This is a genomic window from Desulfitobacterium sp., assembly GCF_035539115.1.
GTDB lineage: Bacteria > Bacillota > Desulfitobacteriia > Desulfitobacteriales > Desulfitobacteriaceae > Desulfitobacterium_A.
The window spans coordinates 49344-64719 of sequence record NZ_DATLJA010000001.1; the positions used below are offsets into that span (position 1 = coordinate 49344).

The window sequence follows — 15376 nt, forward strand, 5'->3', positions numbered from 1 at the left end:
GACCGGATTTACTTTTAGAGTTCCAACGGATTAAGTTAAGCAACTTTGGAAAACTTCATCTTCCCATCTTCTGCTTCAACAAGGATATGATCCCCCACTTTAAATTCGCCTAGTAAAATATTTTCGGATAAGCTATCCTCAATTAAGCGTTGAATCGCCCGGCGAAGAGGCCGAGCCCCATAGGTTGGATCATTTCCTTCCTTCGCAATGAGTTCCAAGGCACTGTTCTCTACTTGGAGTTTAAACCCTTGTTCTTCCATCAGCGTGGTCACTTGTTTCATCAAGATCTCCGTAACTTTCACCAAAGCCTCTTGCGGAAGTGAATGGAAGACTACAATTTCATCAACACGGTTCAAAAACTCAGGACGGAATGTCTTTTTCAGTTCATCCATGACATTCGAACGCATATTCTTATACTCTGTTTCTTCATTCCGGCGAGCGGTGAAGCCCATCGCTTCTTTATGGAGGAAAGAGGCTCCAACGTTCGAGGTCATAATCAAGACAGTGTTACGGAAATCCACGGTCCGCCCCTTCGTATCGGTAAGACGTCCGTCCTCTAAGACTTGTAAGAGAATATTAAAGACATCTGGATGCGCTTTTTCAATTTCATCCAAAAGAATGACGCTATAGGGCCTCCGGCGAACCGCTTCGGTGAGTTGTCCCCCTTCGTCATGTCCGATATATCCAGGAGGAGCCCCGACCAAACGAGACACCGAATGTTTCTCCATATATTCGGACATATCTATGCGAATCATCGCGTCCTCCTCGCCAAAGAGTGCTGCCGCCAGCGTACGCGCAAGTTCCGTTTTTCCGACCCCTGTCGGTCCGAGGAAAATGAAGGAACCGATCGGACGTTTCGGATCTTTCAGTCCTGCACGTGCTCGACGTACTGCTCGAGCAACCGCTGCTACTGCATCCTCCTGGCCAATTACCCGCTGATGCAAGGTTTCTTCCAAGTGTAAAAGGCGCTCGCCCTCCCCTTGAGCGATCTTTTTCACGGGAATCCCCGTCCAACTCGCAACGATCTGGGCAATATCATCGGCTGTGACACTTGATTTATTCACATCTCGCTTACTTTCCCATTCCGTACGTTGCTTCGCCAATTCTTCGCGGAGTTCATGCTCCCGATCCCGAACTTCAGCGGCCTTTTCAAACTCTTGGCCTAACACAGCTGCTTCTTTTTCCTTTTTCAATTGTTCAACTTGTTCTTCCAGAGATTTCATATCTGGTGGCGCATTATAGGTTGCTAAGCGTACACGGGAAGCTGCTTCATCCATCAAATCAATCGCTTTATCCGGCAGAAAACGATCCGAAATATACCGATCGGATAAATGAACAGCCGCTTCAATGGCTTCATCCGTGATTTTCGTCCGGTGATGCGCTTCGTAACGATCCCTAAGCCCCAACAGAATCTGAATCGCCTCTTCAACCGTGGGTTCACCCACCGTAATCGGCTGGAAGCGGCGCTCTAAGGCTGCATCTTTTTCGATATACTTTCGGTATTCATCGAGCGTTGTGGCCCCGATGCACTGCAATTCGCCACGAGCTAAAGCGGGTTTGAGAATATTTGCCGCATCGATCGCACCTTCAGCTGCTCCTGCTCCAATCAAAGTATGCAATTCATCAATAAAGACGATCACATTCCCATCGACACGAATTTCTTCCATGACTTTCTTCAAACGTTCTTCAAATTCTCCGCGATATTTACTGCCGGCTACAACAGACGAAATATCGAGAGTGACCACCCGTTTATTCGCCAAGGTTTCAGGGACCTTATTTTGTACGATCTGCTGAGCTAAACTCTCGGCAATAGCCGTTTTCCCGACTCCTGGCTCACCAATCAGCACTGGATTATTCTTGGTACGTCGACTTAAAATCTGAATAACACGTTGGAGTTCATTCTCCCGGCCAACTACCGGATCGAGCTTTCCCTCCCGCGCAAATTGGGTAAGATCGCGTCCGAATTCATTGAGTGTTGGCGTATTTCCTGGGCCCGCATTTTTCCCTATAGGTGTAGAATTACCTGCAGCAGGCATTGGCGCATCCTCGGGCTCACCCCCGAGCAAGTGAATAACTTGTTTCCAGATTTTTTCTGGACTGACTCCCATATTGAGGAGCACCCGAGCCGCTACTCCTTCCCCTTCCATCAAAAGTCCGAGCAGTAAATGCTCTGTGCCGACATAATTCACACCTTGGCGGCGAGCTTCTTCATTGGCAAGTTCAAGCACGCGCTTAACGCGCGGTGTAAATCCCACTTCTCCACCATAGGGTTGACCAACGCCGACGAGAGACTCAATCTGCTCCCGCACTTTGTCTGGTTCGATGCCAATTCCATTCAACGCTTTGGCCGCAATCCCTTCTCCTTCGGCAACCAACCCCAGTAGAAGATGTTCGGTGCCGACAACATTGTGTCCCATCCGTTTAGCTTCCTCTTTGGCCAAGCCTAAAACTTTTACTGCTCTTTCGGTAAATCGTTGTTGCATAGTTAGTCACTCTCCTTGTGATCACTTAAATTTTTATGACTTAAAGCATTCCGTATGATACGAGCGCGTTCTTCATCTCTCTGTCCCTGGTCCAATTCTTGATCCTGAATGTACTGGAGATTACCCGGTAGGGAATCAACCAAAAGCGTTGGGAAACTTTTTCCCATTCGCGGCAAAAGCCCCATATCCACTCCCATTCGGTCCAAAGACAAAAGGTGCATCGCATCCTCTGAGGTAAGTAAACGGGCATTTTCCAAAGTCCCCCGAGCCCGCCAGACCTGGTCTTCTAAAACTAATTTCGCCCCATGTTGCATAGCCTCTCGAGCATGTAGCTCGTGTTCAACAATCTGTCCGGTTACTGCTTCCAAATGAGTCAAAATATCTTCTTCACTCTGTCCTAACGTAATTTGGTTAGATACCTGAAAGAGGTGCCCATAAGCCTGTGAGCCTTCGCCGTAAAGGCCTCGAACTGCCAGACCGAGATTGGTGAGAGAGCCCAAAATTTGTTGCACTTGCTTCGTCATCACGAGCGCCGGTAGATGCACCATCACCGAGGCGCGCATCCCAGTTCCGACATTAGTCGGACAAGCCGTCAAAAAACCTTGTGCCTCTTGGTAGGCTAAATCGAGATGCTCTTCTAAAGAATCATCCATTAAACTCGCCAAGCGATAGCATTCCCTGATTTGATCTCCTGGAAGCAGAGCCTGAATTCTGATATGATCCTCTTCGTTCACCATAACCGAGATACGGTGATCCGCAGATAAAGCCACTCCGCGAGAACCCTTGGACTGAACCAGCCCCGGACTAATCAAATGCTTCTCAATCAAAACTTGTTGTTCAATCGCCGATAGATTGGGAAGGGAAAAATAAGTGAGTGGTTCCCCCTCGACCGTGACTCCTTTAATAACCTTCGCTATTTTCTCTTCCACCTCATGTGACTGCTCTGGGGATAAAACGTGGGGGAAGGGCGTATTCTCCAAATTACGGGCTAACCGTACGCGACTGCTTAAGACGACAGCAGAATCGCTGCTTTCTTTCATCCATTCACTTTGACCTAATAAAAGCTCTTTTCTCTGCATTATTCCTCCCCTCCCTTCGCCTGTTCCAATCTTTTGATCTCGTCGCGAATGAGGACTGCACCTTCAAAATCTTCTTTTTGAACGAGCTGCTGAAGTTTCTCTTTCAGCTTCGTAATCTCGACCTTCTCCCGAAGCTCTTTTCCTCGACGGGCGGGTATTTTCCCAGCATGCTGTCCCCCACCATGAATACGCCGCAGCAAAGGTTCTAACTGATCGCTAAACGTCTGATAACAAACACTACAGCCCAGTTTACCTGCCTGTGTAATTTGTGAAAATTTCATTCCGCACTGCGGACATACCTTTTCCTGGGTCGAAGTCTGTGCTTGGCTCTGACCCTGATTTTGCGTCGGAGTCGCGAAACCAAAAAGGGCTTGGAGAAAATCCGGAACGATATTCGGGTTAATGACGAAACTCATTTCCTGCGTGTGATGCGCACAGTATTCGCAAAGATATAATTTTTGCGTTTTTCCATTGACCATTTTTGTAATCTGCACATTTGCTTCTCGTTCTTGACATTTTTGGCAGAGCATTCTTTCTCTCCCCTTTCTTGCACTTCTTAACCTAAGTCTTCACGACTAAGGGTTGTCAAAATTCGTTTCATGATATGCGCTCTTAGCGCATCTGGATTGATAACCTCGCTATTTAAACTATCCGGATGAAGCATGGTCTGGATTAATGTAGCTTCCCGTTTTGAAACAACTTCTTCTTCGAAAAGTCTTTTCAGAAGTCCGAGAGCCCGTTCATACGTGAGTTGGTTTCCAATCAACTGACGAATAATATTTTGGAACTGACTATCATGATTCCATCCTAAGCGAACAATCCGTAGATACCCCCCACCTCCTCGGCGGCTTTCAACTAAATACCCGCGTTCGACGGTAAACCGTGTTCCTAAGACATAGTTGATTTGAGAAGGAGCACAAGAGAACTCTCCAGCTAGAACGCCTCGTTGGAGAATGATAAATCCTTCATCTGCTTGCTCCAAGATCTTTTTCAGATATGCCTCGATGCGATCTGCTAAATTACCCATCGTGATCCGCTCCTAAACTATGACGTTTTTTGACCTTGTGACCTTCTCTGACCTTTAACAATATCTTACTCATAAAAAATAGAATTTGCAAGTTTTTTATAGAAATCCTGCCGGATTAAAATGCATACATCGTAGGACAAAAAATAGTATGGCAATTTTTGAGGTAAAGAAAACCCGGCTTTCGCCGAGCTTCAGCGATAAAGAAAACTTGGCTAGCACCAAGCCCTAGCGAAGGTGGTAGGCCTAGTTGCCTTATCCTGCCGGACTTAACCACTTGCATCGTAGGAGAACGAAAGCCGTTGGTTGCACTTATGCTAGCTGCCCTAAACTTATACTTTCTGTTAGTATAAAAAAAACTTCGTTTTCGCTTATCCTGCGAAAACGAAGTATACCCATGTCGTTAGTGTTAATAGGCCCGTGGCTGTCAAGAGAACTACAACGTGTCTTCCCTCTAAATTGTGAGTCCTAATTTCTTTTCTATCACCCAGTAAAACTTTGTTTAATTCGAAACGCTCATTTCTTTCCACTTCTGACGAGCGCTTTATTTCTATCTTCTGAGTTTCTTCCGCTTTGCGAGGAAAAGGTTCGCCCAACTTTCGAATGCTTGTAGAACTCCGCTGAGCACACTTGGCCTTTTCATCGATGTCCTGCCAATGAATCGTTCCCTTGATCAAATAGCGAATTTCTTCTAAACTCAGTTCAATTTCCTTTTCTTTCATTCCGGACCCGTCTCCCACCTTCAGTGTCTTTAATCATTTTACACTTTTTGGTATTCGCGCTCGGCATAAGAAATCCCTGCTCAAAGAAGAAGGACTATAGTCCCAAATTCACTATAAAATCGCCTTATAGCCTAAAAATCTGACAAACCTTGTCCAATCACTTCGTAATTAAAACTGGGCAAGTTGCTTTCTGCAAAACGCGTTGACTGACGCTTCCAAAAACAGAACCCGCAACAACACCATAACCATGACTTCCCATCACTACGAGGTCAATGTTCTCCTTCTGGATTTCCTCGATAATTTTACTGACCGGATGCCCTGCGTCCAACACCGTTTTCACCTGCACCCCCTCGGTATCCATCCCTGCGAGCGTGGTATCCAAAGCGATTTGCCCATTCCGGTTCAACTCTTCTTGAGTCACCGAGATTCCATAGGAAACCGTGTAGCCCCAATAAGCCTGAGGTGTATAAGTGACATGGAAAACTTCTACTTCCGCCTGAAAGGTTCGAGCCAATTCGAGCGCTGTCTTTAAAGACCTTTTGGAATAATCCGAAGCGTCTGTGGGTACAAGAATTTTCTTAAACATAAAATTCCTCCCTTTCTTTCAAAGCCAATTGATCGGAAGCCTATTGCTCTCTGATCTTATTTTATACCCAAACGCAGTATATTACATCCTGTTAAAGCCTTGTTTCGGCAGGATTTTTTAAGTGCAAGTCGAAAAGTAATACGTTTACGTTTGAATTCGTATCCAGAGTACATTGAATGAAGCTAGAAAGAAGAGAACTGAATGCCTGAACATCTAAGGAAATTCCGCTATGGATGGAGTAGTTGGCTGATCCTCGTTATCGCTTTTATCACGGTCTTTTTTCACCGACTCTCCGTAGGTGCGGTATCCGATGTCTTAGTCCAGGAAATTCCCATGAATTCGCTCGTACTCGGTAATCTTACTGCCATGAATTATTATGCCTATGCCCTCATGCAAATTCCTGTCGGAATCTTAGTGGACCGAGTCGGCGTCCGACAGATTAATCTTCTCGGTCTTCTGATTACGGCCGGCGGAAGCCTAATGTTTGGTCTGGCTCATACCATAGAAGTGGCTTATTTTGCGCGATTCCTTGTCGGAATCGGAACCTCCGTCATTATCGTTTCCATCTTCAAGATCCAAATCACTTGGTTTCCCTTATCCCGCTTTTCTACACTCTCAGGCTTCACCTCCTTTTTCGGAAACTTTGGATCGTTACTGGCTATTTACCCCTTGTCTTATCTCACTCTCATCCTCGGCTGGCGCCAAATCTTTTATCTGATGGCTGGAATCTCCCTTTTTTTGGTCCTCCTCACCTTCTGGGGTGTTCGTGATCGCGACACATTGACTCCCCTAAGCTTAAAGAAAACCCGGCTTTCGCCGAGCTTTGCGAAAGCGAAAACCGCTGGTTGCACTTATGCTATCTGCCAAAAATTTATACTTTCTGTTAGTATAAAAAATAGCATTCTTCCTCAGCCTGAGACACCTTCCTCCTTCTTCCCCTACCTTAAACAAAGCCTGAAAAGTGTCTTGGGTAATCCCAAGACTTGGCCAAATGTCTTAGTTCTTTTCTCTTATACAGGTTCAAGCACTACTTTACTGGGACTTTGGGGTATTCCACTTTTGATGCGTATTTATGACTTAAATAAATCTAGCGCTGCAGGGTATCTGACCTATACAACTTTTGGCTTTATCCTCGCCGCACCCCTGGTCAGCCTAATTGCCAAATGGGTCGGCGGGAATCGCCGTACCCTCCTCCTCGCTACTGGATCTAATTTCTTGCTTTGGATTTATATCACGGTAATTTCCCAAGGTCATCCCCCGCTTCAGCTTTTCCCCATCCTCTTTTTCCTTTTCGGAATTCTCATCATGTTTCATCTGCTCGCCTTCTCGAATGTCACCGCAGTGAATTCGCTTCAATACAGTGGCATTGCCACTGCTATCACGAACATGGGAGAATTCATCGGGAGTTCCCTGGCCAGCCTGGCTATCGGCTTTATCCTGGATCAGGGATGGGCTGCCTCACTAGCCTGGTGGGTCATTCTCATCATGGCTGGGCTCAGCTTTACCGGGGCTTTACTTATGAGCGAGGAGACCATACCTATACCTGCTGTGGTTTCTCAAGCAAAAGCCTAATTTATCTCGGCAGTACCAGAGCTATGGTCACTTACCACGATATAAAAGAGACTAAGCCCCAAACATCACTATTCCTAGTGTGATATTTGGGGCTTTTATTGAATTTTTAGTGAACCCTTCTCTCAGTCTGCTCATAAAGCCACTTATCTACTGCGTAGTTTAACGGCAACGTTCGAATATTCTCCCACACTAAGTCTTCAACCTTGCGTTCTCGGAGATCCACTTCCTTAAAGCTGCCCCCGCACGTTTGGCAAACGACAATCTCGACTCCGGGAAAGTCCTCATTTTTTAGATAGGTTTGCTCTGAAGCTTCTTCGCTTCCACAGTGAATACATCCTACTCTCTTACCCGGCCACTCATGCCCACAACTCGTACAGTGCAATACCCGTTTACCAACAGGGGGAACAAGAAGAGCTAACCCTGCCTCTTGCCCACAGATGGGGCACACCTGCCCGGTTTCGTTTCCAGCAGCCAGGAGTAAATCCTCAGATAGGCATCTTCGAGCAAGTCCGAGGACACCCTGAACGGCTAGGGTAAATCGGCTAAATAGCTCAGAATCTTCAAGTCTTTGCTCAAAGAGATATCGGCTCCATAAAGAATGCAGTTCCTCCGCTGACCCGTGCCACTTGCTTTCTTCAAGTAAACGTTCCATTAATTCCAGAATTGGTTCTTCAGGTATGCTTGATAGGCTAAAATAAGGATACATTCTATTAGGGATTAGATTCTTAGCCCAATGCTGACCCCGCTCCTTCTGCCACTGAGAAATCACGTTCTGAAGCTTCTGATAGACTTTATTGAGCTTCGCTAGTTCTGCACGCTCTGACCCGTTAGGTTGCTTTAGCTTAGTCACAGGGCGTTCTCTCCTTTCCTTGTTCATTTCTGACCCTTCTTCACTCGCTCATACCATGCGCCATGATGAGCCTTCGCGAATTTCGAGGATACATACCCATTCAGCATACCGGGTAGAGCTGCACGTGTATCCGGATGCAGCAGTCCGAGATACATATGCCCGAGCACTGCAGTCGTCATCATAAACATAGTTAGGTCATGAACAGGGTAAGCCCATCGAACCAATACGGGTGGAAAAGAGGGGGCGAACCACATCACAAGCCCACTCAACGTGATGAAAATCGAGCCAAACACTGTGATAAGGGAGTTAATCTTCTCTCCCCCATTGAATCTATCCTGGGCAGGATAATCTCCATACCCACCAAAGAACTCCTTCGGGAAAGCGCTAACATGCTGCCAGTCTGCCTTCGTAAAATGAAAGATCATTGTTAGCCATTCCCGATGATACTTCGGATTCCCGATGAAAAACATGGAACCGACCACAACTACGAAGACCACGGCCACGATTCGATGAAGGAGTCGAGCGATTTGGACCCCGCCTATTACCCCCAAGGCAGGCCGAAATCCAAGAGCTAAAATTCCGAGTCCGGTAAAGAGAAGGAGAAAGAAAGCTAAAGCATGAACCCAATGGCTTACTCGCTCACCCAGTGTGAATCGTAAAATCTTCTCTGGCCCTATCGTCTGTCCGAATTTTCCTTTAGTACGCGTTTGAACCGCCATTAGTGTTTGCCCCCCTTCTGTTCTTCCTTCTCATCTTGAGCCTGTTCCCGGTAACCCCCGCGTAGTAAGTTGCCAAGGACTCCCACAACAACTGCTGCGGCTGCCCCACCTACAGCAATTCCCCCGACGGGGCGAATCACATCTTTCCATAAGGTAAGCGAAAGTGGGATCTGCGGATTGGTCGGCAAACCATAGACCTCAGGCGCATCCAGCAAAAGATAGACGAAAGTCGTCCCTCCCATCTCGGTTTCTCCATAAATCCGCGCCCGGGGATGAGTCTTCTGAACCTCAATCAGCCTTTTCTCAGCTTGAGCTAAAAGAGTCTCCCTTTCACCAAATTCAAGTGTTCCCGGTTGGCAAGTCATGACACAAGAGGGTGTTCGGCCATTTTCTACGCGGTCAATACAACCCGTGCATTTATAGGCCTTTTTAGTCGTCTTATCGAGTTTGGGAACGCCGAAAGGACAGTTTTCCACGCAGTACCCGCACCCAATGCAAAGCTCCTGGTTAATCACGACATACCCAGACTCCGTCTTGCTGATAGCGTTTGAAGAACAGGATTTCAAACAGGCTGGCTCGGCGCAGTGAAAGCACTGGGCTTTGCGCATATACCAGTTCATTTTCTGATTCTCATACTTTTCCGTGAACGTGATATACGTCCAGGTCTTAGGAGTGAAATCTTTCATCGACTGATAACTCGTAACCAGTTGAGTCTTCTCAGCTGGAAGCTCATTCCATTCCTTACAAGCAACCGTACAACCCTTGCAGCCAGTGCATTTGGAGGTATCCACAAAAACCATTTTTCTTGACATCTTAAGCCCTCCTTATGTTGACCAGGCACACTTTGGTCTCAGGCGTTCCTGCTCCAGGGTCGAGAGAAGCAATGGTCAATTCGTTGGTACTCGGTCCAGGATTCAAGCCAGCAAAACCCCAGCTCCAGGGCATACCAATTGTTTCTGTGTCTTTGCCATTTGTCTGATAGGTCTGGAGTCGGTCGGTCACTAAGCAACGCACCATCACTTTACCACGAGCAGAGGAAACCTCGACCTTATCTCCCTCTTTCACGCCAATCTTTTGGGCCAAGTTCTTACTAATCTCAGCAAAGGGTTCAGGCATCAATTCATTGAGCCAGGGAATATTCCGGGTAATCCCGCCCGCACAGAATTGTTCCACAACACCATAGGTCGTCAACACATAGGGATAATCTTCAGGTTTACCCCGTTTCTGAATTTCCGGAAAAGCAGAAGGCACGATAGCCGTAGGACTAGCGGAAACGTTCGGGTGTAAGAGATTGACCGTTGGGCTTTCGGTTGGTTCATAGAATTCCGGAATCGGGCCATCGACGCAAAGTCCGGCCGGACGTACGCCCATAAGGGGCTGACCCTGAGCAGACGGAGTAATGGGCAGACCACTGGTATATTTTGCGGCAAAGAGGCGACCTACTCCTTCCGGATTCATCCTGAAACTTTGCATTCCCTCAGGGGTATCTGGACCCTTGGTTTTATCCACAACATCCGCTCCATCATTGCCAGTCCAAATTTTATTTGCTGCATCCCACCAGACGAGCTTACGCTTAGAATCCAGCGGTTGCCCTTGCGCATCACAGGAAGCCCGATTGTACAAAATACGAATATTACCTGGCCAAGCAAAGCTCCAGCCATTGAAAATCCCGAGTCCGGACGGATCGTCGTTCTTCCGTCGAGCTGCTAGATTGCCATTACCCGTGACGCCAGCATAAATCCAGCATCCCGTGGAAACAGTCCCCACTGGAGCATTGAGATAACTGGCCAACGTGGGTAAAACTTTACCTGTCGTCTCATCATATCCATTGATCTCCTGAAGAACTTTCAGGGCACTCGGTTCTTCACCATAATCCCAACGCGCTTTTAAGATTGGGGCATCTTTCTCTTCGGTACTTCCGGCATACAGGTTACGAATCCTCTTAAAGAGCGCATCAATAATATCGAGGTCGGGCTTCGCTTCGCCAAGAGGTTTGATTGCTGCATCTTTCCATTGAATCCAACGTGAAGAGTTCGTCAACGACCCTGCCTTTTCATAAACAAAAGCCGCCGGGAACATGATCACTTCCGTTTGAATATCCTGCGGATTAACCCCAGGTTCCCGCCAGAATTGAGCTGTCTCGATCTCAAACAGGTCAGAGACCACGAGCATATCCAACTTTTTTAGGGCGGAACGCACTAGCTGCCGATTAGCGATGGATACCAAGGAGTTAGAACCAAAATTGAAGAGAAGTTTAAATTGTCCTTTCTCCATAAGTTCAAAGACTTTCACCATCGTCGCATTTGTGGCTGGGTTATTTTTCGGCAGATAATTAAAGCCGTAATCATTTTCTTTCGTAGCATGTTCACCATACCAAGCTTTAAGAAGAGCAACTACAGGCTTTTCTTGAATGGAGCCATTACGAACCAGATAATCCTGAAGCGTTTTATCCGTACTGATGGGATGGGGAAGATAACCTGGGAGGGAGTTAAAGAGGTTGGCCATATCGGTTGAGCCTTGGACATTCGGCTCTCCGCGCAAAGCATTGATCCCGCCCCCTGCTTTACCGATATTACCCAACAACAGTTGAATTACGGCATAGGCACGGATTCCCTGGACTGCAGTCGTATGCTGAGTCATCCCTAAGGCATAGAGAATGCTTCCCGGGCGAGCGTTGCAAAAGGTCTCGGCAATCTCCTGAATCTTTGCTGCCGGAATTCCGGTGATTTTCTCTGCTGTTTCAAATGTATAACGCGAGTAGTGTTCCTTCAGCTTGCTCAAAACGCAGTCAGGATCCTCAAAAGCCGTAGCCTTCAAAGGCTTATTGTCCGCTCCGAGTTGGTAACCCCAACTATCTACCCCGTATTTATTCGTCTTCAGATCAAACCCTGAAAAGAGCCCTTCCTCAAACTTATAATTTTTACTTAATTTTAAAAGGGCATTGGTATTGTTGCGAAGATAGTCTTCATTATAGAGCCTTTTTTCGATAATATAACGAATGATTGCTCCCAAATAGGCAATATCCGTTCCTGGGCGAATCTGAGCGAAGACATCCGCTTGTGAGGCAGTCCGCGTAAATCGGGGGTCAACGACGATCATCTTCGCCCCTTTTTCCTTCGCGCGGTTAATCCAACGCATCGCGATCGGATGGTTTTCAGCACAGTTTGAACCTGCAATGAGGAACACCTGAGAATTTTGTAAATCTGACCAAGAGTTGGTCATCGCACCGCGGCCGAATGATGGTGACAAACTTGACACCGTGGGCGCGTGTCATATACGGGCCTGGTGTTCATTGTAGGGTGTGCCGATAACTCGGCAAAACTTCGAGAAAAGATAAGACTCTTCATTATCCACTTCAGCAGAACCGAGGAAAACGATCCCCTCCGCACGATTCACAATAACGTCTTCCATCTCTCCGGTCTGCGCATTTTTCATTTGTTCAGTGGCTTTCCAGGAAGCATCTCTGACCTCTTTCGCCTTCTTCGCTACCCGGTCCAGAGCATCCTCCCATGAGATATCTTCCCAGTGATCAGAACCAGGTGCCCGACGCCGAGGCTTTACGACTCGATCCGGAGAATAGGCCACACTCCGTAAGCTTGCCGCCTTCGGACATAAAGTTCCTCCGTTGGTCGGATGATCCGGGTCTCCTTCCAAATGAATCAGTTCTCCATCCTTAACATAAAGAAGCATGCCACAACCACCAGAACAGAAATGACAGATACTCGGGATCTTTTGACTTCCCTCAATTTTCAGGGCATACCCTTGCGCTTGAGCGATGGCCGGCTCGAAACCAAGTCCGCTCACCAACGCAGCCAGAGACGCGCCCGAAAGTTTCAGGAAATTACGACGGGATACCTCCATCTTTCTTCCTCCTCAAAAATCATTTTGTCTTTGGTTCACTTTTTTTCTTTGGTTCAGCTTTCTTTGTGAGTAAAAACTATCTTTATTCCCTTTTCATTTCTAGAGATAGTTTTAATTTTCACAAATCCTGAATTTTCTGAAAATTAAGGTCATATGTTATTCTAACGATGATCTAAATCACTGTCACGATTATGAAGATAAAGAAAGTAAAAAAAGAATTATGTAAATTAAGAAAAGGCTTGTGTTCACAAGCCTTTAACCCTCACTGTGCCTTAAATTTCATCACAAATTTCCTTATTGGACCACATACGAACCGGCCGTCCGACTGTCCCGTATTTTAATTCAGAAGTCAATACTCCGCTTTGTTCCAGAAACTCCAGATATCGTCTTACCGTTACTCGGGTTAACTTTACCCCTTCCGCGACATCCTCTGCTGAAACGGAATCATGTTGTTTCCTCAGAAAGTCCGTGATTTGTTTTAGCGTTTCTTTGTTTAAGCCCTTCGGTAATGCATGCTTGTCTAGGTATTCCCGCTGGTCTAAAAGAGCTGTTGGTGCTTCTGATGAGTTGACTGCTGGCCCCTCTGGCTGATTTTCGGCCGCGACTTCCTGAGCTTCTTCAGGAAGAGATGTACGATATTCTAGACCTTTCGTAACGTTTTCTAAGCGCTCAATCATCTGGTTAAAGGCCAAAGCCAATTCCCCGATTTCCTTTGGTCCAGATATCTCAACCTTTTCCGTGAAATGGCCTGTGGCCAAGTCTCTTGTCCCTAAGGTAATATTTCGAAGGGGCCGAATTAGGACCTTTTCGACAAAAAGCCAAGCTAGAAAGGCAACAATGAGTGTTATTCCTCCACCCCAAGCAGCAGTTTGCCAAAGGGAATTAACGATCATCTCTTGCGCATAACTTCTTGAGATCCCCACATAAAACATCCCCAGAATATTTCCCTGGATATCCCGAAGCGGTTCATAGGCCGTTTGATAGGTTTGCCCAACGACGTTGGCCTCTCCGAGAAAAACCTCCCCATTTTTAAGGACCTTTTGGGCCACAGCGTCCGAAACCTTAGTTCCAATTGCCCTTGCACCATCCGTACCTCTCACTGTAGTGACAACACGCGTATCATTCAGAAAAATGGTCACCGTATCACCTGTCAAGGCAGATAAAGAATCCACCAGATCATCTTGAAGCGAAATTTCCGTTTTTCCCTTGAATAAAGACCCATTCTCCACGTGCCAATCCCCGGGGTATTTGAGATTAATAATTTCTGTACACGTAGCTAAATCAGACTGAGCTTTGATAATTGCTGCTGAAATCGCCCGTTCTCGCATATGAAAACCTAGGATAAGAATAAAACTAGCTGCTAGTAGCACTAGCGAAGCTAGCAATGAAACCAGTATTTGCTGACGAAGTGAACGCATACCTAATCCCCTTACTCTAGTGATTAATGAAATTAGAACCTTCTGATTATTATCCATTATATTCGACTTTTATCCTTCAAAACCTTTTGTCGTTGCGTCAGCTCTACCTCTCTTCAACCCTAAAAAAATAAAAAAGCCCAAAAGAGAATCCTCTTCTGAGCTTTTGGTACCATCTTCCTTGTTATCCGTCTTTCCTAAAAAAAATTAATAGGTTTGCGGAAGCTCTTGGAAATATCCCTTTGGGTGTTGGCAAGCTGGACATACGTCTGGGGCTTCTGGACCCTCATAGACATAACCGCAATTGGTACACTTCCAAGACGTTGGACCCACCATCTTATAGAGGGTTCCTTTTTCAAGTTTCGCCGCTAATTCCGCGAAGCGTTTCATATGATGTTCTTCCACTTTGGCAATTTCTCGGAAAGCTGTTGCAATGTCTTTAAATCCTTCCTGCTCTGCAACTTCCGCGGCTTTTGCGTAGATGACCTCCCATTCTTCCCTTTCTCCTTCTGCTGCCGCTTGGAGATTGGTTAAGGTATCCTTAAACACGAGCGGATAATCGGCATCAACATGAAATACATTCGTTGCCCCTTGAGTATGAGCGTTTAAAAGCTTATAAAAGACTTTGGCATGTTCTCTTTCGTTGTCGGCTGTAGCCTCGAAAACCTGTTGAATGAATTGATGGCCCTCGTTTTTGGCGATACTTGCAAAAAAGGTATAGCGATTCCGAGCTTGGGATTCTCCAGCAAAAGAATTGGCCAGATTCTGAAAGGTTTTGGTTTTAATAAATTCCATGAAGATGACCTCCTATGTTCCAAATCTTCTAAATGAATATGAATATGAATATATTATACCCCACATTGTGAACTATCGGTAGGGAAATTGTTAACGTTAGTCCATCGTGAACTACTCTCCATTGAAATAGAGAGCTTCAAGATTCTAGGCGACGAAAGAACATCCGTCAAACCTGTACATCTTTGGCGTACCCAACACCACTACTGGTTGCTCGTTAAGAGTTTCCAGATACTTTTTGGCAATATTAATTGCCCCATTTACATCGGCATT

Annotated in this window: 13 protein-coding genes; 1 reads left to right on the forward strand and 12 read right to left on the reverse strand. The window is 46.3% G+C overall.

Features of this window, described 5'->3' with window-relative positions; all coding sequences use genetic code 11:
* Positions 1-35 precede the first annotated feature (35 nt).
* The 6 genes from VM640_RS00330 to VM640_RS00355 all read right to left on the reverse strand — a co-directional run bounded on the left by VM640_RS00330 (position 36) and on the right by VM640_RS00355 (position 5894).
* The gene (locus VM640_RS00330) at positions 36-2483 is read right to left on the reverse strand and encodes an ATP-dependent Clp protease ATP-binding subunit (RefSeq protein ID WP_325388752.1); all 2448 of its coding nucleotides are present in this window, start codon (positions 2481-2483) and stop codon (positions 36-38) included.
* Positions 2484-2485: 2 nt separating this feature from the next.
* Positions 2486-3562 carry a protein arginine kinase gene (locus VM640_RS00335; RefSeq protein WP_325388754.1) on the reverse strand — a complete coding sequence of 359 codons (1077 nt, stop codon included), beginning with the start codon at positions 3560-3562 and terminating at the stop codon, positions 2486-2488.
* Entirely contained in the window at positions 3562-4092 is a 531-nt protein-coding gene (locus tag VM640_RS00340; RefSeq protein ID WP_325388756.1) for a UvrB/UvrC motif-containing protein, read from the reverse strand. The genes VM640_RS00335 and VM640_RS00340 overlap by 1 nt, the downstream gene beginning before the upstream one ends.
* Positions 4093-4118: 26 nt before the next feature.
* Positions 4119-4589, reverse strand: a complete 471-nt coding sequence (locus VM640_RS00345; protein ID WP_325388758.1) for a CtsR family transcriptional regulator — start codon at positions 4587-4589, stop codon at positions 4119-4121.
* 368 nt (positions 4590-4957) lie between these two features.
* Complete coding sequence (locus VM640_RS00350; RefSeq protein WP_325388760.1) at positions 4958-5308, reverse strand: hypothetical protein; 351 nt, start codon at positions 5306-5308, stop codon at positions 4958-4960.
* A gap of 157 nt (positions 5309-5465) precedes the next feature.
* Positions 5466-5894 carry a universal stress protein gene (locus VM640_RS00355; protein WP_325388761.1) on the reverse strand — a complete coding sequence of 143 codons (429 nt, stop codon included), beginning with the start codon at positions 5892-5894 and terminating at the stop codon, positions 5466-5468.
* 201 nt (positions 5895-6095) lie between these two features.
* Here VM640_RS00355 and VM640_RS00360 point away from each other — a divergent pair, with 201 nt between their 5' ends.
* Positions 6096-7466 carry an MFS transporter gene (locus VM640_RS00360; RefSeq protein WP_325388762.1) on the forward strand — a complete coding sequence of 457 codons (1371 nt, stop codon included), beginning with the start codon at positions 6096-6098 and terminating at the stop codon, positions 7464-7466.
* Between the two features lie 106 nt (positions 7467-7572).
* Here VM640_RS00360 and VM640_RS00365 read toward each other — a convergent pair whose 3' ends face one another.
* The 6 genes from VM640_RS00365 to rbr all read right to left on the reverse strand — a co-directional run bounded on the left by VM640_RS00365 (position 7573) and on the right by rbr (position 15106).
* Positions 7573-8316 carry a formate dehydrogenase accessory protein FdhE domain-containing protein gene (locus VM640_RS00365; RefSeq protein WP_325388764.1) on the reverse strand — a complete coding sequence of 248 codons (744 nt, stop codon included), beginning with the start codon at positions 8314-8316 and terminating at the stop codon, positions 7573-7575.
* Positions 8317-8339: 23 nt separating this feature from the next.
* The gene (locus VM640_RS00370; RefSeq protein ID WP_325388765.1) at positions 8340-9035 is read right to left on the reverse strand and encodes a formate dehydrogenase subunit gamma; all 696 of its coding nucleotides are present in this window, start codon (positions 9033-9035) and stop codon (positions 8340-8342) included.
* Positions 9035-9847, reverse strand: coding sequence for a 4Fe-4S dicluster domain-containing protein (locus tag VM640_RS00375; RefSeq protein WP_325388767.1), 813 nt, complete (start codon positions 9845-9847; stop codon positions 9035-9037). Before VM640_RS00375 ends, VM640_RS00370 begins: the two co-directional genes overlap by 1 nt.
* 1 nt (position 9848) lies before the next feature.
* Entirely contained in the window at positions 9849-12896 is a 3048-nt protein-coding gene (fdnG, locus tag VM640_RS00380) for a formate dehydrogenase-N subunit alpha (protein ID WP_325388768.1), read from the reverse strand.
* Positions 12897-13168: 272 nt separating this feature from the next.
* Positions 13169-14314: a cache domain-containing protein gene (locus VM640_RS00385; protein ID WP_325388770.1), complete on the reverse strand. Its 1146-nt coding sequence runs from the start codon at positions 14312-14314 to the stop codon at positions 13169-13171.
* Positions 14315-14518: 204 nt separating this feature from the next.
* Entirely contained in the window at positions 14519-15106 is a 588-nt protein-coding gene (rbr, locus tag VM640_RS00390) for a rubrerythrin (RefSeq protein ID WP_325388772.1), read from the reverse strand.
* Positions 15107-15376 lie beyond the last annotated feature (270 nt).

Coding starts and splice junctions, on each gene's coding strand:
- VM640_RS00355 (WP_325388761.1), bottom strand. CDS start 5,894: ATGTTTAAGAAAATTCTTGTACCCACAGACGCTTCGGATTATTCCAAA.
- VM640_RS00345 (WP_325388758.1), bottom strand. CDS start 4,589: ATGGGTAATTTAGCAGATCGCATCGAGGCATATCTGAAAAAGATCTTG.
- VM640_RS00330 (WP_325388752.1), bottom strand. CDS start 2,483: ATGCAACAACGATTTACCGAAAGAGCAGTAAAAGTTTTAGGCTTGGCC.
- VM640_RS00370 (WP_325388765.1), bottom strand. CDS start 9,035: ATGGCGGTTCAAACGCGTACTAAAGGAAAATTCGGACAGACGATAGGG.
- rbr (WP_325388772.1), bottom strand. CDS start 15,106: ATGGAATTTATTAAAACCAAAACCTTTCAGAATCTGGCCAATTCTTTT.
- VM640_RS00350 (WP_325388760.1), bottom strand. CDS start 5,308: ATGAAAGAAAAGGAAATTGAACTGAGTTTAGAAGAAATTCGCTATTTG.
- VM640_RS00360 (WP_325388762.1), top strand. CDS start 6,096: ATGCCTGAACATCTAAGGAAATTCCGCTATGGATGGAGTAGTTGGCTG.
- VM640_RS00335 (WP_325388754.1), bottom strand. CDS start 3,562: ATGCAGAGAAAAGAGCTTTTATTAGGTCAAAGTGAATGGATGAAAGAA.
- VM640_RS00340 (WP_325388756.1), bottom strand. CDS start 4,092: ATGCTCTGCCAAAAATGTCAAGAACGAGAAGCAAATGTGCAGATTACA.
- VM640_RS00375 (WP_325388767.1), bottom strand. CDS start 9,847: ATGTCAAGAAAAATGGTTTTTGTGGATACCTCCAAATGCACTGGCTGC.
- VM640_RS00385 (WP_325388770.1), bottom strand. CDS start 14,314: ATGCGTTCACTTCGTCAGCAAATACTGGTTTCATTGCTAGCTTCGCTA.